This window comes from Panacibacter ginsenosidivorans, from assembly GCF_007971225.1.
Taxonomy (GTDB): Bacteria; Bacteroidota; Bacteroidia; order Chitinophagales; family Chitinophagaceae; genus Panacibacter; species Panacibacter ginsenosidivorans.
In genome coordinates this window covers 4,727,941-4,750,561 of sequence record NZ_CP042435.1, presented here as the reverse complement: position 1 = coordinate 4,750,561, position 22,621 = coordinate 4,727,941, and the positions used below count along the sequence as shown (strand labels likewise).

The 22,621-nt window shown below is 38.1% G+C and carries 22 protein-coding genes; 11 read left to right on the top strand and 11 right to left on the bottom strand.

Translation table 11 applies throughout. From position 1 onward, the window contains the following. Nucleotides 1–25: 25 nt before the first annotated feature. Nucleotides 26–937 carry a hydroxypyruvate isomerase family protein gene (locus tag FRZ67_RS20200; RefSeq protein ID WP_147192386.1) on the bottom strand — a complete coding sequence of 304 codons (912 nt, stop codon included), beginning with the start codon at nucleotides 935–937 and terminating at the stop codon, nucleotides 26–28. A gap of 614 nt (nucleotides 938–1,551) precedes the next feature. Between FRZ67_RS20200 and FRZ67_RS20195 the strand changes: the two genes are divergently transcribed. The 4 genes from FRZ67_RS20195 (at nucleotide 1,552) to FRZ67_RS20180 (ending at nucleotide 6,639) form a co-directional block, all read left to right on the top strand. Beyond that, complete coding sequence (locus FRZ67_RS20195; RefSeq protein ID WP_147192385.1) at nucleotides 1,552–2,595, top strand: hypothetical protein; 1,044 nt, start codon at nucleotides 1,552–1,554, stop codon at nucleotides 2,593–2,595. A gap of 795 nt (nucleotides 2,596–3,390) precedes the next feature. Next, complete coding sequence (locus tag FRZ67_RS20190; RefSeq protein ID WP_147192384.1) at nucleotides 3,391–4,467, top strand: hypothetical protein; 1,077 nt, start codon at nucleotides 3,391–3,393, stop codon at nucleotides 4,465–4,467. Nucleotides 4,468–5,007: 540 nt separating this feature from the next. Further along, entirely contained in the window at nucleotides 5,008–6,087 is a 1,080-nt protein-coding gene (locus tag FRZ67_RS20185; protein ID WP_147192383.1) for a hypothetical protein, read from the top strand. A gap of 309 nt (nucleotides 6,088–6,396) precedes the next feature. Beyond that, a complete protein-coding gene (locus tag FRZ67_RS20180) occupies nucleotides 6,397–6,639 on the top strand; it encodes a hypothetical protein (protein ID WP_147192382.1) in 243 nt (80 codons plus the stop codon). 42 nt (nucleotides 6,640–6,681) lie between these two features. Here the strand turns inward: FRZ67_RS20180 and FRZ67_RS20175 are convergent, their stop codons facing one another. Continuing rightward, entirely contained in the window at nucleotides 6,682–7,515 is an 834-nt protein-coding gene (locus FRZ67_RS20175) for a 3-keto-disaccharide hydrolase (protein WP_147192381.1), read from the bottom strand. Nucleotides 7,516–7,628: 113 nt separating this feature from the next. Here FRZ67_RS20175 and FRZ67_RS20170 point away from each other — a divergent pair, with 113 nt between their 5' ends. Next, nucleotides 7,629–8,765 carry a glycoside hydrolase family 5 protein gene (locus FRZ67_RS20170; RefSeq protein WP_147192380.1) on the top strand — a complete coding sequence of 379 codons (1,137 nt, stop codon included), beginning with the start codon at nucleotides 7,629–7,631 and terminating at the stop codon, nucleotides 8,763–8,765. Nucleotides 8,766–8,968: 203 nt separating this feature from the next. Beyond that, nucleotides 8,969–9,958, top strand: a complete 990-nt coding sequence (locus tag FRZ67_RS20165; RefSeq protein WP_147192379.1) for a bile acid:sodium symporter family protein — start codon at nucleotides 8,969–8,971, stop codon at nucleotides 9,956–9,958. On the opposite strand, the gene FRZ67_RS20160 is transcribed toward FRZ67_RS20165, so the two are convergent. The 4 genes from FRZ67_RS20160 to FRZ67_RS20145 form a co-directional block, all read right to left on the bottom strand. After that, entirely contained in the window at nucleotides 9,955–10,383 is a 429-nt protein-coding gene (locus FRZ67_RS20160; protein WP_147192378.1) for a tetratricopeptide repeat protein, read from the bottom strand. The genes FRZ67_RS20165 and FRZ67_RS20160 overlap by 4 nt on opposite strands. A 35-nt stretch (nucleotides 10,384–10,418) precedes the next feature. Further along, nucleotides 10,419–11,510 carry a hypothetical protein gene (locus FRZ67_RS20155; RefSeq protein WP_147192377.1) on the bottom strand — a complete coding sequence of 364 codons (1,092 nt, stop codon included), beginning with the start codon at nucleotides 11,508–11,510 and terminating at the stop codon, nucleotides 10,419–10,421. Nucleotides 11,511–11,737: 227 nt separating this feature from the next. Further along, nucleotides 11,738–12,280, bottom strand: a complete 543-nt coding sequence (locus FRZ67_RS20150; RefSeq protein WP_147192376.1) for a DUF1415 domain-containing protein — start codon at nucleotides 12,278–12,280, stop codon at nucleotides 11,738–11,740. Between the two features lies 1 nt (nucleotide 12,281). Continuing rightward, a complete protein-coding gene (locus FRZ67_RS20145; RefSeq protein ID WP_147192375.1) occupies nucleotides 12,282–13,178 on the bottom strand; it encodes a 3-keto-disaccharide hydrolase in 897 nt (298 codons plus the stop codon). Nucleotides 13,179–13,519: 341 nt separating this feature from the next. Here FRZ67_RS20145 and FRZ67_RS20140 point away from each other — a divergent pair, with 341 nt between their 5' ends. Beyond that, on the top strand, nucleotides 13,520–14,158 hold the full coding sequence (locus FRZ67_RS20140; RefSeq protein ID WP_147192374.1) for a 3-keto-disaccharide hydrolase: 639 nt from the start codon (nucleotides 13,520–13,522) through the stop codon (nucleotides 14,156–14,158). Nucleotides 14,159–14,251: 93 nt separating this feature from the next. On the opposite strand, the gene FRZ67_RS20135 is transcribed toward FRZ67_RS20140, so the two are convergent. Beyond that, nucleotides 14,252–14,545 carry a hypothetical protein gene (locus FRZ67_RS20135; RefSeq protein ID WP_147192373.1) on the bottom strand — a complete coding sequence of 98 codons (294 nt, stop codon included), beginning with the start codon at nucleotides 14,543–14,545 and terminating at the stop codon, nucleotides 14,252–14,254. A 92-nt stretch (nucleotides 14,546–14,637) separates the two neighbouring features. Here FRZ67_RS20135 and FRZ67_RS20130 point away from each other — a divergent pair, with 92 nt between their 5' ends. The 3 genes from FRZ67_RS20130 to FRZ67_RS20120 all read left to right on the top strand — a co-directional run bounded on the left by FRZ67_RS20130 (nucleotide 14,638) and on the right by FRZ67_RS20120 (nucleotide 16,557). After that, nucleotides 14,638–14,832, top strand: a complete 195-nt coding sequence (locus FRZ67_RS20130) for a hypothetical protein (protein ID WP_147192372.1) — start codon at nucleotides 14,638–14,640, stop codon at nucleotides 14,830–14,832. A 211-nt stretch (nucleotides 14,833–15,043) separates the two neighbouring features. After that, nucleotides 15,044–16,033 carry an alpha/beta hydrolase gene (locus FRZ67_RS20125; RefSeq protein WP_158638417.1) on the top strand — a complete coding sequence of 330 codons (990 nt, stop codon included), beginning with the start codon at nucleotides 15,044–15,046 and terminating at the stop codon, nucleotides 16,031–16,033. A 248-nt stretch (nucleotides 16,034–16,281) separates the two neighbouring features. After that, complete coding sequence (locus FRZ67_RS20120) at nucleotides 16,282–16,557, top strand: hypothetical protein (RefSeq protein ID WP_147192370.1); 276 nt, start codon at nucleotides 16,282–16,284, stop codon at nucleotides 16,555–16,557. Between the two features lie 41 nt (nucleotides 16,558–16,598). On the opposite strand, the gene FRZ67_RS20115 is transcribed toward FRZ67_RS20120, so the two are convergent. The 3 genes from FRZ67_RS20115 to FRZ67_RS20105 all read right to left on the bottom strand — a co-directional run bounded on the left by FRZ67_RS20115 (nucleotide 16,599) and on the right by FRZ67_RS20105 (nucleotide 21,459). Next, a complete protein-coding gene (locus FRZ67_RS20115; RefSeq protein ID WP_147192369.1) occupies nucleotides 16,599–17,669 on the bottom strand; it encodes a mandelate racemase/muconate lactonizing enzyme family protein in 1,071 nt (356 codons plus the stop codon). A 3-nt stretch (nucleotides 17,670–17,672) separates the two neighbouring features. Further along, nucleotides 17,673–18,740 (bottom strand): N-acetyltransferase DgcN family protein, encoded by a 1,068-nt coding sequence (locus FRZ67_RS20110; RefSeq protein ID WP_225975416.1) that lies wholly within the window; start codon nucleotides 18,738–18,740, stop codon nucleotides 17,673–17,675. A 211-nt stretch (nucleotides 18,741–18,951) separates the two neighbouring features. Beyond that, nucleotides 18,952–21,459 (bottom strand): serine hydrolase, encoded by a 2,508-nt coding sequence (locus FRZ67_RS20105; RefSeq protein ID WP_147192368.1) that lies wholly within the window; start codon nucleotides 21,457–21,459, stop codon nucleotides 18,952–18,954. A gap of 245 nt (nucleotides 21,460–21,704) precedes the next feature. Here FRZ67_RS20105 and FRZ67_RS20100 point away from each other — a divergent pair, with 245 nt between their 5' ends. Further along, the gene (locus FRZ67_RS20100; RefSeq protein ID WP_225975415.1) at nucleotides 21,705–22,208 is read left to right on the top strand and encodes a DinB family protein; all 504 of its coding nucleotides are present in this window, start codon (nucleotides 21,705–21,707) and stop codon (nucleotides 22,206–22,208) included. 134 nt (nucleotides 22,209–22,342) lie between these two features. On the opposite strand, the gene FRZ67_RS20095 is transcribed toward FRZ67_RS20100, so the two are convergent. Next, a complete protein-coding gene (locus FRZ67_RS20095) occupies nucleotides 22,343–22,621 on the bottom strand; it encodes a hypothetical protein (protein WP_147192367.1) in 279 nt (92 codons plus the stop codon).

Here is a 22,621-nt window from a genome sequence, read left to right as displayed (position 1 = left end):
ATATGTAAAGCCCGGTTCAAAAAAATTAAAAATCATCACTATCCCTGTATGCTTTTATCAAAGCCATTTCACCTTCCTTGCCTTTGCCGGTCATACCATGTTCCATGCCAAGAATGCCTTTGTAATCTTTGCTGTGTATATGTTTAAAGATGTTATGGTAATTCATTTCGCCGGAGTAAGGTTCATTGCGGCCGGGGTTATCTCCTATTTGTAAATAACCGATCTCATCCCATGCAGCATCAATATTGTTAATGATATTACCTTCATTGCGCTGCATATGATACATGTCAAAAAGAAATTTGCAGGAAGGACTATTCACGGCCTTGCACACCATTACCGTTTGATCTGTGTGACGCAGAAAGAGATCGGGATTATCACTTAATGCTTCCAGCACCATTACAAGCCCATGTGGCTCTAATATTTCAGCGCCTTTACGTAAGGCAGTAATTACATTAGCAGTTTGATAATCTAATGGTAAACTTCTTTCGTAATTACCGGGTACAACAGTCATCCATTTGGCATTGCAACGTTTGGCAACTTCTACTGCTTCTTTACAGTCTTTGATCATCTTATCTGTCCACTCCTGTTTGCCAGTTGTAAGTGAGGTGCGCCAGTGCCAGTTATCAGAAGTAATAACAAATACACCCATACTCATGCCGAGCTTAGCAAGCTTATCGCCTATCTTTTTTTGCTCATCAACACTGCGGCTCATCATTCCATTGTCTTCAATAGCACGAAAACCCATATCGTAACCAAACTGTATCTGGTCCAGAAAATTAGCGCCGGCATTATTTTCAAATGTTCCGTCGTGAAAAGCATAATTAAGTTTAAAGGGTTTCTCTGCATAAGGCGCTCTATCTTTAGCGCTTAAGTGTGATGCTGTGAAAAGACCTGCACCGGCCATTACAGATTGCTGCATAAATTTTCTGCGTAGCATAGGCAAACATTTTTGCGTTAAGATAAGCAGTTCCAATCAATGACCGTTATGCAATTAATGTTTTTTGTAGTTGGTAAAAATTACGATTTACCTCATGCGGAAGAATGAAGGTTCTTATAAATCATTTTCATGGCCCGGGCTTTGGCACTGTGCTGAAACGTCTGTTGCGTCGCACTCTTGTACGCCTTATTCAATATTCATCATAACAAAAAAAGTATTAGTGAATAATTTATACATGCTATAAATAGAAATACTAACACATGTTTCTACCAATCATTGTGCATAACTATTTCTTCATCAGATTTCTTTTGCACAAAGGGCTATACGGCATTGTTTTTGCTAATATTTCCGATTAAATCTCACCCCCGTCCTTTAAATTCCGTTAGCCTAACCAGTGGATCAAACACTAGGTATCTTTAAAATTTATCAGCGGGTATCAAACCTGTATTGCATCACTTACGATGCAAGATTTTATAATCCCCCCGTAAATCAAAGCTATTTACGGTGTATAATAATGTAGTAAAAGCATAGCGCCCATACTTGCTGTATAGTGTAATAACCTATAGCAGGCAGTATGGTGGTTACGCATTAATACACTATAACCTATAATGTAAATGAAAAGAACTATACACACCTTGCTGGTATTTCTTTGGATAGCTGCAGTGGTAAGCTGTAAAAAGGAAGCAGCACCAGCAATTAATGAAAATACCATCGCAAGTACTTTATCTTCAGATGATGTTGTAGCTTCCACCAGGTTTGGTGTTTTAGCAAATAGTGTGGAAGGAGATGATAGAATTACCGTAGCGCAGGAACTTGGCGTTAGCTATGTAAGAGATGCTGTTATTCTTCAATATTATAATGGTAAAGCTCCAATGCTGGATAAATACCAATCCAATGGATTCAAAATATTACTTAATCTTAATTATAGCGCGCAAAAGCCCGCAGCCTTTCCAACCGATATGGTAAACTACCGGATTTTAGTAGATAGCGTTTTAAATAAGTATACACCTGAAGTAGCCGTAATAGAAAATGAACCTGCTAATGACGGCTATTACAGCAGCCCGATAGAAGATTACTTCACGGAATTAAGCAATGCTATTACGGTTTGCCATGCACATAGCGTAAAAGTAGCAGATGGGGCACTGCATACCGGAATGGTTTGCATACTTGTTTACCAGGACTATGTCAGCCGTGGCCTTCAGGCAAAAGCAGATGATTTTGCAAGCAGGGCATTAAACAATAACTATCTGAGAACAGCACAGGGCAAAGGGAGTGCAGACATGAATGCAAAATTAGACAAGTGCAAAAAAATGATTGCAGCTTACAAAAAAATGGACCTTGACTATGTAAATATTCACTGGTATGAGCCATTGAATGAAAATAATGATCCTGCAATTTCGGCGCCAGGCGTTGCAAAAGAAGTGGCTGCTTTTCTTATAAAATCAACGGGAAAGCAAGTTCTTACTAATGAATTTGGACAAACTAACCAGCTACCAACATTAGTTGCCAGCCAGGTAAATGAATTCAAACTCGCACACCTTGCTTATGCTATAGATTTTTCCGGTACCAGCGGCGGTGGCATTGGTTCATTGCCCTTAACTGATGGCACAGTTTTATTGCCTAATGGTATTGCATACAGAGATGCTGTGTCGCAATAAAATCGATTAATGATAAACCACTATAAAAAACACTTCTCTAGATGAAGTGTTTTTCTTTTAACCCAATAAAGATTATACGAATATTTCTATTGCTGGTAAAATGTACCAAATTGTTTTGTACCAATAAATTATATGGATATTTTCTTTTACTAATGAACTAAATTTTGATTGCGTTCACTCTATTATACGGATACTGAAAGTAATGAAGTATCAATTATGTTTTCATTTCTGCATTTTGTTCAAGAAGTGTTTTTAATAACCAAAGCTTCAATTGCACAAAAAACAACAGAACCTTGAAGAGTGCGACGCAACAGGTGTTTCCAATGGTTATGTAGCTGAGCTCAAAAAAAATTATGTATCAATTACATTGCTCTAAATTATATAAGCACTGTTATAATTTTAATCCGTATTAAAAATTAGTTTAAACTTATATAACGTTTTTTTAAATGACTTTTACAGACATTCTTTTACCTGATTTATCTTTTGAAAAATATCTTACGGCACCGTTTTTGCAAATTATTTCTTAGCTACGGACCCCCGTCCTTTAAATGCTTATATAGTCAGCGCCTATAAAATCCACCACGGTAAATCTTAAAAACATTTTACTAAAGCTTATTGAAAGGTAAGCCAGTTAGAATGTGCAGTTAAACAAACCCCCGTAAATCATATAATATTTACGGTTTATTAATGTGTTGAACAAGCATGTAGTTATATGCTGCTGTAATTGTTATGCCTGAAATATAGGATTACAAATGCAGATAACTAAGTGTAATTATTAATAAAACCAATATTAAAATGAAAAAGACAGTATCCTTTATCCTGGTACTTGGTTGTATCAGTGGAGTAATGAGTTGCAAGAAAGAAACTACAACTAAACAAACTGGAGATGTTAGTGCTTCACTAACTGCAACAGACGCCAGCCAGCTTGTGTCAGACTCATCAAAATTTGGCGTATTGGTAGCAGATCCAACCATTAGCACAGACGGCAAGATCACCATCTCAAATGAATTAGGTGTTGGGTGTGTAAGAACCTCGATTTGCCTGGATTCCTACACGGGAAGATCTGTCATAATAGAGGATTATCAGAATGCAGGCCTCAAGGTATTACTTAACCTCAACAACAAAAGCGCAAGTGGCGGTGCAAATCCTTTTCCTACCGATATGGTTAAGTACAAGGCATCACTTGAAAATGTACTTGACAAGTATAAACCTGAAGTAGCCGTAATTGAAAATGAGCCAGCCAATGATGGCTATTATACAGGCCCCATTGAAAATTACTTTACTGAATTGCGCACTGCCATTGATGTTTGTAAGGCACGTGGCATAAAAGTATCTGATGGTGCCCTGCATATTGGCATGGTACTTATTTGTGTATACCAGGATTATGTGAGCCAGGGCCAACAGGCTAAAGCTGATGACTTTGCAACCAGGTCTGGAATGAGCAGTAGCTATATAAATACAGCAAAAGGTAAAGGCAGCAGCACGCTTAATGCAAAATTAGACAAATGCAAAAAGATGATCGCAGCATACCAAACAATGGCACTTGATTATGTAAATTTCCACTGGTATGAGCCAATGGGTTTGAATGCAAGTAAAAGTACTGCTGCTACTTCTGCACCGGGTGTTGCAAAAGAAGTAGCAGATTATTTACGAAAAGCTACAGGCAAAAATGTACTTACCAATGAGTTTGGCCAGACCATTACTACTGCTTCACTTGTTGCAAGCCAGGTAGATGAATTTAGAAAAGCAGGACTTAGTTATGCTATAGATTACTCCGGCACAGGTGGCGGTAACATGCAGCCGCAAGCTTTACAGAAAGGAACCACACTGCAGCCAAATGGTGTATCTTATCGCAATCAGGTAGCGCAATAATAGTTAGCAATAAATATCAATCAATGAAAAGCACTTCACATAAGAAGTGCTTTTTTTATTCGGCTGTTTACACATAATATTTGATAAAATATATTCATCAGATGATATTAAAATTAACCGCTGTTACCTTTGAATAAATATATAAGCACTGTTATATTTTTTGGATCTGTGGAAACATCTGCTTATATAACAAATTTTAAATGACTTATACAGACATTCTTTTGCCCGATGTATCTTCCTAAAATCCCTTTACGGCATTGTTTTTGCAAATTTCTTGCGTCTTCAAACCCCCGTCCTTTAAATGCTTAACAGCAAAAATCTATTAAGTACATATAACCTGTATTAAAATGACGCTGTTTTAAAATTACTGTATTGGTAATATTCAGATCAAAAATGAACCCCCGTAAATGCTGCACATATTTACGGTTTATTTAATGGCTTAAAAAAAGTCGCTCATGCAAAAATTGCAGGGTAACAGAAATTACCCCTGTATATTCTTGCAAACAGTTGCTATTTATTTATTAAACCGATAATGTAGAAATGAAAAAAACAGTATCCTTTTTGCTGGTGCTTGGTTGTATCAGCGCAGCAGTTAGTTGTAAAAAAGAAATTACAGCAAACCAAAACACAGATGTTAATGGAGTTCTATCCGTGTCAGAAGAAAGCCAGCTTGTTACAGCACAAACAAAATTTGGGGTAATGGTGGCCGATCCTAAAGCCGACACAGATGATAAGATCACTATTTCAAATGAATTAGGTGTTTCTTATGTCAGAAATTCAATCATCCTGGATGGTTACAATGGAAGATCACCTGTTTTAGAAGATTTCAGTAATGCAGGAGTTAAAGTTTTGCTCAACCTGAATAATAAAAGTTCCAGCAGTGGGGCTCACCCTTTTCCCACAGATATGGTTAAGTATAAAAAATCTCTTGCGAATGTACTTGACAGTTATCATCCCGAGGTGGCTGTAATTGAAAATGAACCTGCCAATGAAGGCTACTATACAGGGCCAATTGAAAACTACTTTACAGAACTGCGCGCAGCCATCGATGTATGTAAAGCCCGTGGTATAAAAGTATCAGACGGTGCATTACATATAGGCATGGTGCTTATTTGTGTGTACCAGGATTATGTAAGCCAGGGCCAGCAGAAAAAAGCTGATGATTTTGCAAGCAGGTCGGGAATGAGCAGCAGTTATATAAAAACAGCTAAGGGCAACGGTAGTGCAGATCTTAATGCAAAACTTACCAAATGCAAAAAGATGATCGCAGCATACAAAAACATGGCACTGGATTATGTAAACTTTCATTGGTATGAACCTATGGGCGACAATGCAAGCAAGAACACATCTACTTCTGCTAAAGGTGTAGCAAAAGAAGTAGCAGATTATCTTAGAAAAGCTACGGGCAAAAATGTGCTTACCAATGAATTTGGCCAGACCAATAAAACCTCTTCACTTATTGCAAGCCAGGTTAACGAATTCAGGCTGGCAGGGTTAAGTTATGCAATAGATTATTCCAACGCAGGCAGCGGAGGCGGAGGAATCGGAGGCGTTGCACTGCACCAGGGAATAACTTTGCAGCCGAATGGTATTGCTTACCGCAACGCAATTGCCCAATAAAAAATATGTTTACCAATTTTACAAAAGCACTTCAGTTTTGAAGTGCTTTATTATTTTTTGTACCAGGCACCACAAATTATAGCAACACCTGTTGCGTCGCACACTTGTGCAATTGAGCTTTGAGCGGCGGGCTATGAGTTTCTTGCTTATGGCCCGCAGCTAATAGCTTCCAGCTTTTCTACAGTACAAAAGTGCGACGCAACAAAAGTTTAATTATTGATCAATAGCCGGCTCAAAAAAATTATCCGACAAAAAAATGGTATTAAATTTCATGCAGGTTTTTAATGTTCCAGTTTGTAGCTTTATAGAATGAAAAACATATTTAGCATCAGCTTTAATAAAGCAACGATCAGTGTAGAAACAATGGGAAAAAATAATGGTAACACTGAATATCTTGTACATATGCCAGATGGAGACATGCATTTGCGACACACCGAAGATGATGAAGGGGCTGGCCGCTGGATAGACACACAAACAGATCATGAAACTGAACTATCATCAGAAGTTGGGCAACTGATTGAATTGCATAATGTGCAACATACAGGTGATTAATGGCAAACCACAGTTATTGTCGTTTTTAAACATTATTAGCTTTTAATGCCTAACCTGCTGCAACTGCATTAAAATTTCCTGCAGTTTTTTTGGATCATTCATGTAAGGCGAAAGATCAAATAGTTCAACTTTCCTGAATTCCACCGGATGACTTTCACTTTGTAAGGAAATATATCCTTCACTTATCAATGCGCCATCTTTAAACCCTTTTTTTTGCACCCATTTATCTCTTCCATCATACTGCGGTTTTGTGTACATTAACACTGTATCAGATCCTACTATATGCTTAATGATAGAATCGCCTAAAACCAGTGCCTGCGCTACTACCCATTGATCTCCATGAAATGTTTTGGAAGTGGAGTTTACACAATGCGGTGTAAAAAATTTTCCATCTAAAATAACATTGGTTCCTGGCGTGCAAAGATTGCAGGTAGAACGTTCATCTTTTCCATTGCCACCTAGTAGCTGCATCTCTAATGAAATGGGGAAGTCCTGTTCTACCATCATACTTTTTGGATCCTGGCAATGAAGCATAGCACCACTGTTGCGGTATGCCCAGTCAGGCCCGTCTTTTATCTGGTCGCCGGTAAAGCGGTATTCAATATACAAGAGGTAAGCAGAAAATTTTTGCTTATAAAATATATGACCAAACTGTTCTTTAAATTGATTGTTGTATTGATCGTAACTAACTTTCATCACGCCATTTTCCACGCGGAAAGTGTTTCCATAATTTTCATTCAACGGGTGATCTTTTATTTTAATGATCCAGTCGCTAAGATCTTTCCCGTTGAACATTTTTATCCAACCTTTTTGTGCGTTCAATGTTGTGGTGAGACCACAAAAAATAAGAACGGAAATAACAGCTATCTTTTTCATGCTGTAAGTTTAAATTAAATATGAATCAAGATAAGATAACCTATCATCATGATAACCCAAATAGATAACACTATCTTTAAAATTCATTTGAATGGAATACAAAAGTACAAATTATGAAACGCAGTACATTTATAAAACATACAGGGTTAATTGCAGCAGGATTAGCACTCACAAAAAACATAACCGCATCACCTGCACAAACAACCAACAAACTTCCGAAATGGAAAGGTTTCAATTTACTCGATTTCTTTTCGCCAAAACCCGCTGATGACAAGCTTTTTACACAGGAGGAGCATTTTAAATGGATGCATGATTGGGGTTTTGATTTTGTGCGTATTCCTATTGCTTATCCTTCCTATCTCACATTCGATAGAAGCCGCAACATTATGCCGGAAGAAATATATCATATCAATGATGCTGCTGTTGATAAAATAGACAGCCTCGTCGCAATGGCACACAAATACAATATGCATGTAAGTCTTAACCTGCACCGTGCGCCAGGCTATTGTATTAATGCAGGTTTTTATGAACCATATAATCTATGGAAAGATGATGCGGCACAACAGGCATTTTATTTTCACTGGAACATGTGGGCAAAGCGTTACAAAAATGTATCATCACAAAAAATAAGTTTCGACCTGGTGAATGAACCCAGCATGCGTGAAGACATGAATGATCAGCATTCCAAATCAAGTGCTGTGCCCGGAGATATTTATCGCAAAGTTGCCAAAGCAGCAGCGGAAGCTATTCGCAAAGAAAATCCAAATCATCTTGTTATTGCAGACGGCAACAATGTGGGTAATAGTGTTATCACAGAAATTACTGATCTTGATATTGCACAAAGTTGCCGTGGTTATAATCCCGGGCTTATCTCGCATTACAAAGCGCCATGGGCAAATAAAGATCCTGAGCATATGCCCGAACCAAAATGGCCGGGGCAGGTTGGTGATAAATATTTAAGTCGCGAAATGCTGGAGAAATATTACCAGCCATGGGTCGATCTTACCAAAAGTGGTGTGGGTGTGCATTGCGGCGAATGTGGTTGCTGGAACAAAACACCACACGATGTTTTTCTTGCATGGTTCAGTGATGTACTGGACATACTTTCATCCAACAAAATTGGTTTTGCCGTTTGGAATTTTATTGGCGATTTTGGCGTGCTCGATTCTAAACGTACAGATGTTGATTATGTTGATTGGTATGGTCATCAACTGGATAAAAAATTTCTTGATCTTATGATGAAAGCTTAGAGAATTTATGTAGCCAGCTGCATTGCTGCTATTGAGCTTTTGTTGTGTCACTCACTTGTACTTCCTGTTCTCTACTAAGCACATATTCGCTGCTATCTCCATGTAAATGTTTGTTGGCAGCATGTAATTATCGTGAATTATCTTGCAGCAATTTTCAAATAGCTTCCATGTGAATAATACTATTCACTAAATAACTATCGTAAATGAAGCGTAGCCTTATTGATCCTTTTATTATCGCATTGCTTACAGTGGTTGGCATTGCATATTTTCTTCCATATCCCGGTACTAAAGGAAGCCCGTTTCATTTAGATGAGATCGCGGACATTGGTGTATCTGTTATCTTTCTTTTATATGGCTTACAATTAGGCCCTGAAAAATTAAGAGCAGGATTAACCAATACAAGATTACATCTCGTCATACATACGAGTACGTTTATCCTTTTTCCTCTTATCATTATTCTACTGAAACCGCTTTTTAGTACAGATTTCCTGCAACAGGTATGGTTGCCTTTTTTCTTTTTGGCAGCTTTGCCTTCTACTGTTTCATCATCGGTTGTTATGGTTTCTGTTGCTCAGGGCAATATACCTGCGGCCATATTCAATGCAAGTATTTCCAGTTTACTGGGTGTTTTTATTACACCCATTTGGATGAGCCTTTTTTTAGAGCAACAATCCGGCAGTATTGATCTTAGTCATGTAATTGGAAAATTATTATTACAGGTATTGCTGCCTGTGGTAATTGGCTTATTGCTGCATAAAAAATTTGGCAGGTTTGCAGAAGCTAATAAGAAAAGACTAAAGCTTTTTGATCAGTCTGTTATTTTATTGATTGTGTATTGCTCTTTCTGTGAATCTTTTTACGAAGGTGTATTTAAAGGTTTTGAACCGATTTATCTTTTGGCTTTACTGGTAATGGTAACAGCATTATTGTTTATAGTTTACGGCATTATAACACTTACAACAAAAGCATTGCAATTTAATAGAGAAGACAAGATCACTGCTACATTCTGCGGTTCAAAAAAATCTTTGGTGCATGGTTCGGTAATGTCGAAAGTATTATTTGCCAATGCTGCAAATTCAGGACTGGTGTTGCTTCCGCTGATGTTGTTTCATGCGGTGCAATTGTTTATCATCAGTATTATTGCGGGAAGAATGCACAGAAAAAAAACTTATGAAACGATAAGTACTCCTTAGCGTTCATGAACTCTTTGGATACCATTGTTAATTCCTGACCTGATCATTTTTCCATACCCATTATCCGGCAAATGAATTGAATAAGATAAAGCAGTTTCGTAATTTTTCTTTGCATTGTCAAAGTCTTTTAAATCTTCATAACACTTTGCAATATTTAAATAGAGTGAAGGGTAATGTGCTTCCATACTCCCATCATCAATTTTCAACGCAAATGACAACGCTGTTTTATCCCACTCTAATTTATCTTCTGTTGTTGACTGGTGCCGTGCAACATAATGTGCGGCGGTAAATTTTTCAAAGTCATTGGATGCTTCATTCCATGCCTGCAGAAACAAAGCTTTCGCTTCATCAGGTTTTTGCGCTGCTTCCATTTCCATTCCTTTGGCACAGAGTTGAATTACCTTATTGTTTGGATCAAACTGCATGGTGTGTTTTTGGGATAAATGTTACGCTATATGGATCAAGCTTGTTTGATTAATTCTCGAAGAAGGTTTTCAAACCGGCATAAACTTTCACTTGTTTCAAATTCCTTTACTCCAACCATAATTGCCCGTTGAATGACCAAGCATAAAATTTTGCCTTCTATAAAGCACAGTCGAACAATCCCTTCTGAAGTCCTAGCATTGGCTTTGTACATTAGTGCCTTCAGACTTTCCACATCATTGTATTCAGCTAAATAGATATAGAGTCTTTGAAGGTCAGCTTTTGGGTGGTATTCTGTTTTGAGGTTTGCTTTCAAAGAAACACACCCGGTAGAGTTGAAAAGAAGACCTTCCATCTGTTTGTCCCCTTCAGCGCTTACCCAATATGGCGAAATATTTCCCTCCAAGGTTATTTCTTTTTTCCAGTATTTATCTTTTGCAAGAACATCTTCGAAATCAAACAAAATGTTTATTAGATTTTTTTCTGGATTATAACGTGCAGTGTTTGTTCGAATAAAGCTTATACCGTGGCTGGTTTGAATAGCCGTATAACCAAAGGCCTCAGTCGTTTTACTGCCAGTGGGTCTTTGCTGAAACTGTTCAATCAATTGTTTAGTCTTTCCTTGAGCAAGTTGTTTTGCTTTATCAAATAACATTGTCTCGTTCAAATTCAGTTGATGAATGCCAAAGAAGAGAAAACTTAATGCTACCAACACGTCTCTATAATCACATCGTTCGGCTTCGATCATAGCAATGGCAATAACGCCATTTTGAATGTCAGTTGCATCTTGGCTTCGAACACCAAAAAGTATCGTTCGACGAATGAATTCCAACAAGGTGTAAATATTGTCTTGGTTGATAGAAGTTCGGAGTTCCTCCTTCCTGCTCTCATCAGCTAGTTCAAATTCCCCAGTTAGCGCTACAAGTATGTTATCAAGTTCGTTCCGAATCGGATTGATTAAGGATTGTTCATCAGGCCACTTCGAATAATCAAAATCGGGCAGTGGAGAAGGCGAGTAATTACCTTTCTCTATTCGCTGCTTTTCTCGTTGTGTTGCCTCGGCCAACTCTTTTCCAAGAACAACCGTGTTACTTTTCTTTTTGTTCCAATTCCAAAACTTAAATGTCATAATTATAAAAGTGATAGTAAAGTGAGAATGAATCGCTACGCAATTTGTAGTACATAAATTCGTCGACAATGCTTGTATTCACAAAATAAATCTATAAAGAATTATCAATATCAACTTATTTCATAAATCAAATTACTCGTACCCTCTCCTGCTCATTATCACTCCAAACGTACAAGAGTGCGACGCAAGAAAAGCTTTATAGCAGCACTGTAGCCGGGCCCAAAAAATCACAAACATGAATCTCTCAACAGCTTCATATAAGCTACACCTTTCTCACGGGCAAACTTAATATTGCGTTCGGGTATATCTTCGGGATCTGCATAATGATCAAGCGCTGTCTCTACACTTTCTTCACGAAGAATATGCAACATGGGATAAATGGAACGGTTGGTATAATTGGCGGCATCATCTGTTGCAGCATCCTGGAAACTATATTGCGGATGAAAACTGGCCGCCTGGTAAATGCCTTCATAATCCTGGCGTTCGAGCAATGTTTCTGCCAGTGAAACGAGATCGAGATAATCTTCAAAATTCTCAAACGCATTTGGATAAATAATAAAACTTGTTTCTGTTGCTGCATCATTATCCATGCGTACACATTCCTGTATAAAAGTATGCAGGCAGGTGGCTATATCATTACTCTCTTCAACAATATAATTAACACTGTTTCGCTTTACTTCTCTTGCAGCAAAGGGGCAAAAATTACAACCGATCACCACATCAGTGATCCACTTTTTCGTCTGCGCTATTACCTGTTCGGTTGTATGCATATTATTTGTACCGGCATTTTGATTTGTCTGCTTTTATATAATAAGATTTATAGTTGAGTGCATTTTTATCCATGCAACCTTCGAGGTTTAGCAATTCAACTTTTCTAAACATGATAGGATGACTTTCTGCCTGCAATGCAATATAGCCCGATGAAAGCGGCATTCCCTTTTTTTGTATCCACTGTGCAGAGTCTGCACCAAAACCACCGAAAGTAAAATTGAAAGCACTGTTCACAAAATCACCTGCTATTACAGGTTTCTCATACGTTAAAACAGTGTCTCCGTTTATAATGTGGTGAATAACCGAATCTCCATATACATCAGCTTCTGCAGTTACCCATGCATCTTCATCATAGTAAGGTGAGTTTGAATCAATGCAATGCGCATTATCTGGCTTGCCATTTATACTAACCATTGTACCCGGCGTGCAAAGATTGCCGGTATGCACTTTGGTAGCAGAATCATTTGCCAGCAATTGCAGCTCCAGCGATACAGGAAACGTTTGCTCTTTACCAACTGATGCAGCAGATTGTGAATGCAACATCACACCGCTGTTGAGATATGCATAACTGGGGCCGCCGGTAAGTTGTTTGCCATAGAATTGATATTCCACCCGTATTTTATAATAAGAGAAAGGTGTTTTGTAATATACGTGCCCAAACTCTTTCGTAAATTTTTCCCACTTGCTGTAATCAACAACGATCATACTATCTTTCACATAAATGTTGTTGTTGAAATTTTCATTCAGGTCGTGACCGGCAATTTTTATATCCCAGCCCGTAAGGTCCTTTTTATTAAATAAAGGCTCCCATTCTTCTTTTGATACAACAGGTTTGACTGTCTGGCATGCAGCGAAGAAAAATACAACAGCTAAAGCAGCAAAGCAATATTTATACATAAGACTTATTTAGAGTAATGAAAATAGTGAATAAAAATTATTATCGTTGAATTGCTTATGTACCGGGCTGCAGAATATGCATGAAGCTTTCGTTGCGTCGCACTCTTCATCTGAAGGTAATTCTATGCAACAATATGATAGCGGTCAGGCGGCTCAAAGCCGTCAGACCGCTACCCAACCTTCATACGTCTGTGCGTACTGCAGGTCATGAGTAATTGTACAGTTTCTATATGCAGTATTTACACGTGGTACAAATTGTAAAAAAATGAAGCGAATGGAATAAACCACATCCAACAAAAAGCATTAGCTTCATTGCATTAATTAATCTTACGATATACAGTATGAAAAAAATAATCGCTATTCTGCTTGTAAGCACTGTACTTTTCTCTTTTACTATCATTCATGACCAGCAAAACAAATGGATCTCTTTATTTGATGGCAAGTCTATCAGCAACTGGAAAGTTGGTGAGAATGCTTCCACCTTTTCTGTAGATAGTGGAATGATCATCGTGCATGGACCTACCGCACATTTATTTTATAATGGCGATGTAATGCAGCATAACTTCAAAAACTTTGAGTTGAAGGTTGATGTAATGACAACACCCGGTTCTAATTCCGGTATTTATTTTCATACTGCTTACCAGGAAAGCAGTTGGCCAAAAAAAGGATATGAAGTGCAGGTAAATAATTCGCACACAGACTGGCGCAGAACAGGAAGCCTTTATGGCATACAGGATGTAAAAGAGGTATATGTAAAAGACAATGAATGGTACACTGAATATGTAAAAGTAGAAGGCAAAAGAGTGATCATAAAGATCAATGACAAAACAGTGGTCGATTATACCGAACCAGATAATGTAAAACGTGAACCAGGAGATGAACAACGCGTAATATCAAGCGGCACATTTGCATTGCAGGGCCATGATCCCAATAGTAAAGTGTATTTTAAAAATATTATGGTAAAACCATTGGCTGATTAATTTTTCCTAATTCTCACTTGTAATGAAAGGGGAATATGTGGAATAAATTCCATTTATTTTCTTTTTCAACAGTATGGCAAATTGTTTTACTATTTATAAACTGCCTGATTTTTTTTCAGTATCAATTTGTTCGCCGCACCATTGCAGTAATTCGTCTTCTAATTTGTTCTTATCATTTTGATCCATTTCCCACCTGTTCATCAGGTTATTGCGCAACAGGAAAAATGTTTGCAATCCAAGATCGGGATGCAGTAATACTATCAGCCACCTGTTGGTTACATCATATTCCTTCGTTTCTATGATAACTTCCGGATGAAAAGTGGCGTATAGCTTCCTGTCTCCATCCAAATATTCCCTTGTAAAAATTCCTTCCGCGTAACTTATCATATCATTCCTTTTTAGATAAAGCCAGAAAAATTATACCAATTATCGGTCGGCCCGGTAATTGTAACATTTCAATGTTATCAAACATTATGATCATGAAAAACACTGATGCTCAAAAAAAGAATACCGGTAAAGAAAATCCTGTAAGAGAAGGAAAACCAAACTCCATTGCAGACAATAAAACGCAACAGGATAAAAAGCAATACCCATACCCGAGTGAAAAAGATAAACAGTATAAAGATCAGCCTGAGTTTATCGACCCCGGCAGTAACAGTTCTGAGAGTGATTAGTAAAACGTATTTTATGCTGAATATTTAATTAGCAGCACAAGTGTGCGACGCAACGATGCTGCATAAAGTATTGCAGCCCGGCTCCAAAAAAAATTACTGTAAAAATTGTGTTAAACGCAAGCCTTGTATAATTCCATTTCACCTTTTACTGGCTGATACGGTTTATCTTGCGCCCCAAATAATCCTCATCCAAAAACCTGCTGCAAACAATATGAGAAGATACCTGTTAGCAATTATTACAACTTTTGTTTTTTTTCCATTACTGTTCTCCTGCCATCAAAAGAAAGAAAAGCACGCAGAAGAAACGTATGATTTCAAAGGCAAAACAATGACCAATATTGTGTTTGCAGAAAATACAGATCACAATGGACAGAAAGAAAATATAGACCTTGATCTTTACCTTCCAAAATCTGCCGGCGATGGTAAAAAATATCCGCTTACAGTTTTTATACATGGCGGTGGTTTTCGTGTAGGCGAGAAAGAAGATGGTAAAGTTTTTTGCGAAATGCTGGCTGATAAAGGTTTTGCCGTTGCTTCCATTAATTACCGCACCGGTTGGGATAAAGGAAAAGATCCCTGCAGTGAAGATACCAGTGCTGTAAAAGTTGCTGTTTACCGTGCACTTCAGGATACACATGCAGCATTGCGTTTTCTGGCAGCTAATGCAAACAAATATGCTGCAGATACTAATTGGGTATTTATCAGCGGTTCCAGTGCGGGTGGCATTTTATCACTCGCTACAAATTATTATCCACAGGATTCTGCAAATATTTTCTTTGGCAATATGGTAGACTCCTTGGGTCTGCTTAATAATTACGGAAACAACTTAACCACCAATTGCAATATCAAAGGCATTGCTGCCATGTGGGGCGGATTAAACAGTCCTTTTCTTGTTACAAAAAATAATGCGCTTCCAACCATATTTTTTCATGGCGAAAAAGATAATGTGGTTCCTTATGATGTAAGTTATTTTTATAACTGCCCTAATTTTTATCAATGTTATGGTGCTAAACCTTTGTATAACCGCCTTGTTTCTTTAGGTGTTCCTGCAGAAGCTTATATAGATCCCAATGGCGGTCATGGTGTTTATACTGCAAAGTTCCGTGCAAATGCTACCGCAGATTTCTTTAATGGCTTAATGACTAAAAAAGTGCAGACAGGTTTTCATACAGAAACATCTGATCTGATTGCAGTAAAATAGATATCGGTTATTCCTGTAACCACTTATTCATTTATTATTTTAAAATAGCGCAGTAATTAACTAATGATTACTGCGCTATTTTTTTGTTACCGTCAGTAGTTTTTCATAGCATCTTCGTTGCGTCGCATTACTTTCATCTGCCGTGCAAATGGCACCCGTGGTTTTATTATCGAAATTGCTAAGAAGCTTTCAGGTCTTATAAGATTTAAAAATCATTGAATACAATTTTACGTAACTTGAAAATAAAAATGGCAAACCCACATCACCGCGCCAAACACAAGCAATACCTGCATAATAAACACGCAGCAGCACAACAACATTTGCATCATGAGCGTACAACGATGGCGACAAGAAAAAAGACAGCAGTTATACTTGCCATAGTTGGCGGTGTTATGGGTTTTATTGTTGCTTATTTAGCAAACAATGAAAACTTTGTGGTAATGCTTGCAGGTGCTGCATTAGGTATAGCAGCAGGTTATCTTTTGGGAAGCAGTATTGATAAAAGCATTGATAAAAAACAATGATGACTTACAGGTTATAAATTCGGCTAAGCAGTATATATAGATCAGTTAATTTTCTTCAAACCCAATCCGGGAAATTCACTGCAATGCATATACCCATCTTTTATTATAAAGCCACCTTCTACAAGGTCTTTACTAAGATCAAAGCTACCATCAAGATCGAGATATTTTGTATTGCTGCATGCATATGCCGCATGGAGGGCTGCAGCAATACTGGCTATGCTTTCATCATTACAACCCCAGAATAAATCAATGTTACTGTTCCTCGCAATTGTTGCAATTTCCAACGCACCTTTTATGCCACCGCATTTCATCAGTTTAATATTGAATATGCCAAATGGTGGCGGCTCCTGTACAAGCTGCATAGCTTTTGTAGCATCCAATAATGATTCATCTGCTGCAACTAATTTTCTGTCCTTTGCACTTAGTTGTTGGAGTAAAGTTTCTTTACCAACTGGCAATGGTTGTTCTATCAGTTCAATATTTAATGCTTTTGTTTGCTGAATAAATGTTTGTAATTGTTCCAATGTATAACCCTGGTTGGCATCTACGCGAATACGCATGTTGTTACCAAACTGTTCCGCAAGTTTTGTTACACGTTCAATATCTTCTTCAACATTCAACCCTGTTTTTATTTTCAAGATTCTGAAACCCGCAGCATAGTTGGCTTTGGCTTCTCCGATCATTTCTGCAGTTGCCTTTATACCAATTGTAACGGATGTTGGCAATGCATCTACTTTTCTTCCATAAAAGTCCACAACAGGTATCTGCAACCGTTGACAAAACGCATCATGCAATGCAATATCCACAGCTGCAATAGTCCCCGGCAAATGCGGAAAATATTTTGCCGTATCATCAATCAGTTGATTAAAATGACGAATATCTTTTCCAACTAAGTTTTGTATAAAATCACTTTGCAGGTTGAGCAGTGTATGTGCAGGTGTTTCGCCAACAACATCTTCAAAAGGATTTGAAGCTCCGATACCTACGATGCCATTTTCTAATTCTATTTCAAGAAAAACTATTTCAGTATTTACGATTGTTTTATAAGCAATAGTATAAGGCTTTGTCAGAGGAAGCTTTTGCAGGTATGCTTTTACAGAAACAATTTTCATATGTTAGTCTTTCATCAATGATTTGATAACCGGGGTAATTTTTTCTACGCCCTGTTGTAATGGAAGTAATACAGGTAATTTCAGTTTTATTTCATACTGCTGTTGAAATTGCAAGGCTTCTTCATCACTGCAATGTTCTGTGTTCAATGCAAGCGCAATAACTTTCGATCCATACATTTTTATGAGTTCAATTTCTGATGCTACAGAATGTATCTCTCCCCACCCCACTACATCTTCATAATATTTTCTTTTAGGCGCATGCACCAGTATCACATGCTTTGCATTGCCCGATACCAGTATCTCTGAACCGCATGGCCCTGTTGGATTTCGCAAGGCAGATTGCCCTTCTATCAACAACACCTCAGCGTTGGTTTCTTTCCAGCAACTTACTATTGCATGCTCCAGTTCTCCTGAAATAAAATCGTTAATCGTAGAGTCAAAAACAAAACCATATTGTCCGCCTTGCAACCAACCTGTTTGCCCGGTATAGATCATTTGTGCATTGATGTTTGCAGATGCACACGCCTGTTTCACTAACCTGCAAGTAGTACGTTTCCCTAATGCACAATCAGTTCCGATTACAGCAATGACAGGTGCTGTAACAGAAAAAATTTCACCCGACCAGAAATGCAGGTCTTTTCTTGCTTTGGGTTTGCGCACATCAATCAGCTCCACATTATTTTCTTTTGCAAGCGCAACAATTGATGGCATATCATTTAAAAAATCATGCAATCCGTTTACTATTGAAATGCCTTTGCGTATGCAGCTTTCAATAATCGGTAAAAAATGTTTTGGTAAAATACCACCAACTGTCGCCACACCAATAATACAATAACGAATGCCTGCAATATTGTTCACAGCAACATCTACATCTGCATACACAGGAATGTTGCGATGTTTACCATCCAGCACTTCACCTGCATCTTTACCAGCGTGTACGCTATCGATTACTGCTACAATTTCATAACGCTCTGTACCACGGATCAACCCATGCGCAGTTTTTGCATCGCTCATGTGCAATAATCCGTCTGTTAATATGATTGCTTTTGGTTGTTGATTTATTGCTGACACTTTTATATTTTTTATGAGCCGAACATTTGTAATGCTATTAAACTTTCGTTGCGTCGCACTCTTGTACTGGTGAATACAAATGAACAATGAATAGTGAACAATAAGGCTTTACTCATTGCCTACTGCCTTATTGCCTTGTTGCCTCTTCTTCCAAACGTACAAGTGAGTGACACAACAGACGATGCTATGAAAAACCAGGCCCGTACAAAAATTATCGCTTAATAAAAACACCGGGATATTTTTTTGTTGATTGCTTATCCTCGTACACCAATACACCATTCACCCAAACTTTTACAATACCATCCGATAAAGCTTTTGGATCATTAATGCCGGCATTGTCTTTTACAGTTGCCGGATCGAACAACACAAGATCGGCATAATAACCTGCTGCAACAATACCCCGATCTTTTATACCGACATGTTCTGCTGAAAGTGCCGTCATTTTATTAATAGCTGTTTCAAGTGACATGATCTTTTTATCACGAACATAATTGCCCAGCACTCTTGTAAATGCGCCATAGGCTCGTGGATGTCCACCCAGTGCACCATCCGAACAGATATTGGTATGTTGCCAGGATAAGAAATCAATGACATCTGCATCTGTCATTGATTTGCCCATTACTGTTTCTGCATCAACACCGGGATGTGTTTTTTCAAACGCTTCAGATGCAGCGATAAGATATAACAAGGTTTGGGCAGGCGTTTCATTACGCAGCTTTGCAACAGCAGCTATTGTCTTGCCTTTGTAAGTTGTATCGGCTGCAAACCGCACCAGCACTGAGCCTTCCGGATCGAAGAGATGATCCACCGCAAAGTTTGCACCTTCAATACTGGTGAAATCTTTCTTAGGAAATAATACACGCAATGTACTGTTCCAGAATTCATACGGGTAACAATCAGCAGTAATATCGATGCCTTGTGCTCGTGCATGTTGCAGTTGTGCCAACAGATCTGCTGCACTACCCCAATCATCTTTCAATGCAATTTTGATATGTGAAATTTGCACCGGCAGTTTCGCTTCACGGCCAATATTGATGATCTCATCAACTGCATCAGACATCGTAATATCTTCACTTCTGATATGACTGATATATCTTCCTTTTTGTTCTGCAGTCGTTTTTGCCAATTGAATTACTTCATCACGGTTACTATAAAATGCGCCTTCATATTCCAGGCCGGATGAGAGCCCCAATGAACCTTTCTGTAATTCAGCGTTTAATAATATTTTCATCTTTTCAAGTTCTGCCGAAGAAGCAGGTCTGCCTAAATTATCTGCACCCATCACCATTTCTCTTATAGTTGTGTGACCCGTATAAGTAGCAACATTGATGGCTGCAGGAACTTTTTCGAATTCCGCTTTAATACTATCAACAGGATCGCTTTCTCCATCCTGGCCTGCAACGATCGTAGTAATACCCTGGTTCAATGCAGCAATAGCTTCAGGATATTTTGATAATGATCCTTCAAGGTGGCTGTGACTGTCTATAAAACCCGGAGCCAGTACTTTCCCATTTCCATCGATCACTGTTTCTCCATCAAAAGGTTTAAGATCGCCCACTGCAAGAATCGTATTATCTTCTATTCTTACAGCAGCATTACGTGCAGGTGTACCTGTACCATCAATTAATTTTACATTAGTAATAAGAAATGTGGCAGGAATATTTACGGTATCATTATGGAAGATCGCTTTTGCAGCTTGTATGCCCAATGTATTATCACCACTGCTTAAAACGATCAGTGTGTGTTTATTTTTTACATCACGGCAAATAATATTCCTGAAACCTGCCCAGCCACCTGTATGTGTGTAACGCTCATTTTCTTTATCGATGAACCAGCCGAAACCATATGGATAAGTAGAATCATTTTTTAAATGCACCGGTTTAAATGCCTGCTCCAGTGTTGTTTTCTTTACCAGCTTTTCTGTATATAAAGATTGATCCCATTTAAACAAATCTTCAACTGAAGAATATAAATTACCATCTCCCACTACCCCATCCATATTGGTAAGGTCGTTCACTACGCGTTTGCCATTCTCTTCAGAAAATCCATACACATGATTGGCAGGAACTGCAGGCATTATATCTGTGTACACATAAGTATCTTTCATACCCAATGGTTCTGTGATATGTTTACTGATAAAATTTTTTATAGACTCTTTGGATAGACGCTCAATAATACTGGCCAGTAAAACATAATTGGTATTACAGTAATTCCACTTTGTGCCTGTTTCAAAATCCAATGCAGGTTTGTATTGCACAAACTGTTGGATCATCATTTCATTGGTAAGTGTATCCAATGTGCCGCGATAACGTTGAAAAATATCAAAGTATTCCGGAATGCCTGAAGTGTGTGTCATCAGGTTGCGGATGGTAATATTGGTATAAGGCAATTCAGGGATGTATTTTTTAACATCATCATCAATCTGCAATAAACCCTTTTCCTGCAGCATTAAAATACTCATGCAAATAAACTGTTTGGTTACAGAAGCCAGGTTAAAAGAAGATTGTGTAGTTAACGGCTGATTGGTTCTGTAATCAGTTACTCCAAAAGCTTTTTTATACAATACTTTTCCATTCTCTGCATATAACACAGTTCCATTGAAACGGTTTGTTTTATACAGTTGCGCAAAAGTTGCATCAAGTTTTTTTACAGTTGTTGTTTGTGCAAAAGAAGTAACAGTAACTATTGTACATAAAAGAAGTATAGCTATTGATCTCATGAAAGGGTGATTAATTACCGCTAAAGTTAACAGGAGAATTTTATATAAAAGAAGGAATGTATATGTGAACCTTCTTCCCTTCCGGAATAATGAACCGGAAGTACAAGCGTGCGACGCAACAGTTGATGCCATGAAAAGTTTTGCCGGGTTCAAAACAAAATTTAAAATAATAAAACACTGCTGACATAGGGCTGTCACAACCCCGCATTTACTTTGTTCTATCAATCACACAAAAATTATTATTTATGTCACTATCAATTATTCCGCTGTTATTAAAAGAAATGGAAGAAGAAGCCGTAACTACACGCAAAATGCTGCAACGTGTACCTGCAGATAAATTTGACTGGAAGCCACACGAAAAAAGTATGGCTATGCGCAACCTTACGGTGCATATTGCTGAATTGCCATCATGGGTAGCCATGACACTCAACACCAATGAACTGAATTTTGAAGGCATGGATTATACGCCAACGCCTGTAAGCAGCACTGAAGAACTGCTGGCTATTTTTGAAAAAAGTTTTGCTGAAGGCAAAGCGGCGCTGGAAAAAGCAAGTGAAGATGATTTGCTTCCCAACTGGACACTGCGCACAGGAGAAAAAATTCACAGTGTTCGTACAAAGTATGAAGTGATCCGTATGTCGTTCTGCCAAACAGTGCATCACCGTGCGCAACTCGGCGTGTATTTGCGTTTGTTGAATATTCCGATTCCCGGAAGTTATGGACCAAGTGCGGATGAAAATAATTTCTAATCATAAAAAAGGTTGCTCTTCTGAGCAACCTTTTTATTAGTAGTTTTTTATGAACCGTGCTGAAGAATAAATAGGATGCTTTTGTTGCGTCGCACACTTCTGCGCTTTGAATATTATTCAGCAAAGCGAAACTTTTATGCAAATGCAGCGCCGCCGCCGCATGAAATACCACTTAGCAATAACAAAGCTGCGCCACTTAGTAAAAAACCATTGCGCCATTCTTTATTGCCTGCAAGTAAAAGTATAAAGCCGATGCCAATATTAATGATGCCGCTGCCCAAACACACAATACCAAATGCAAGTGCGGTTTCACCGGCACCGAAAAATGTTGAGTTATTTGCTACAATGATCAGTATTGTTATTAGAATAGCTATACCAATATTGATAAGCATTACTTTTTGAAAAGATTTCAT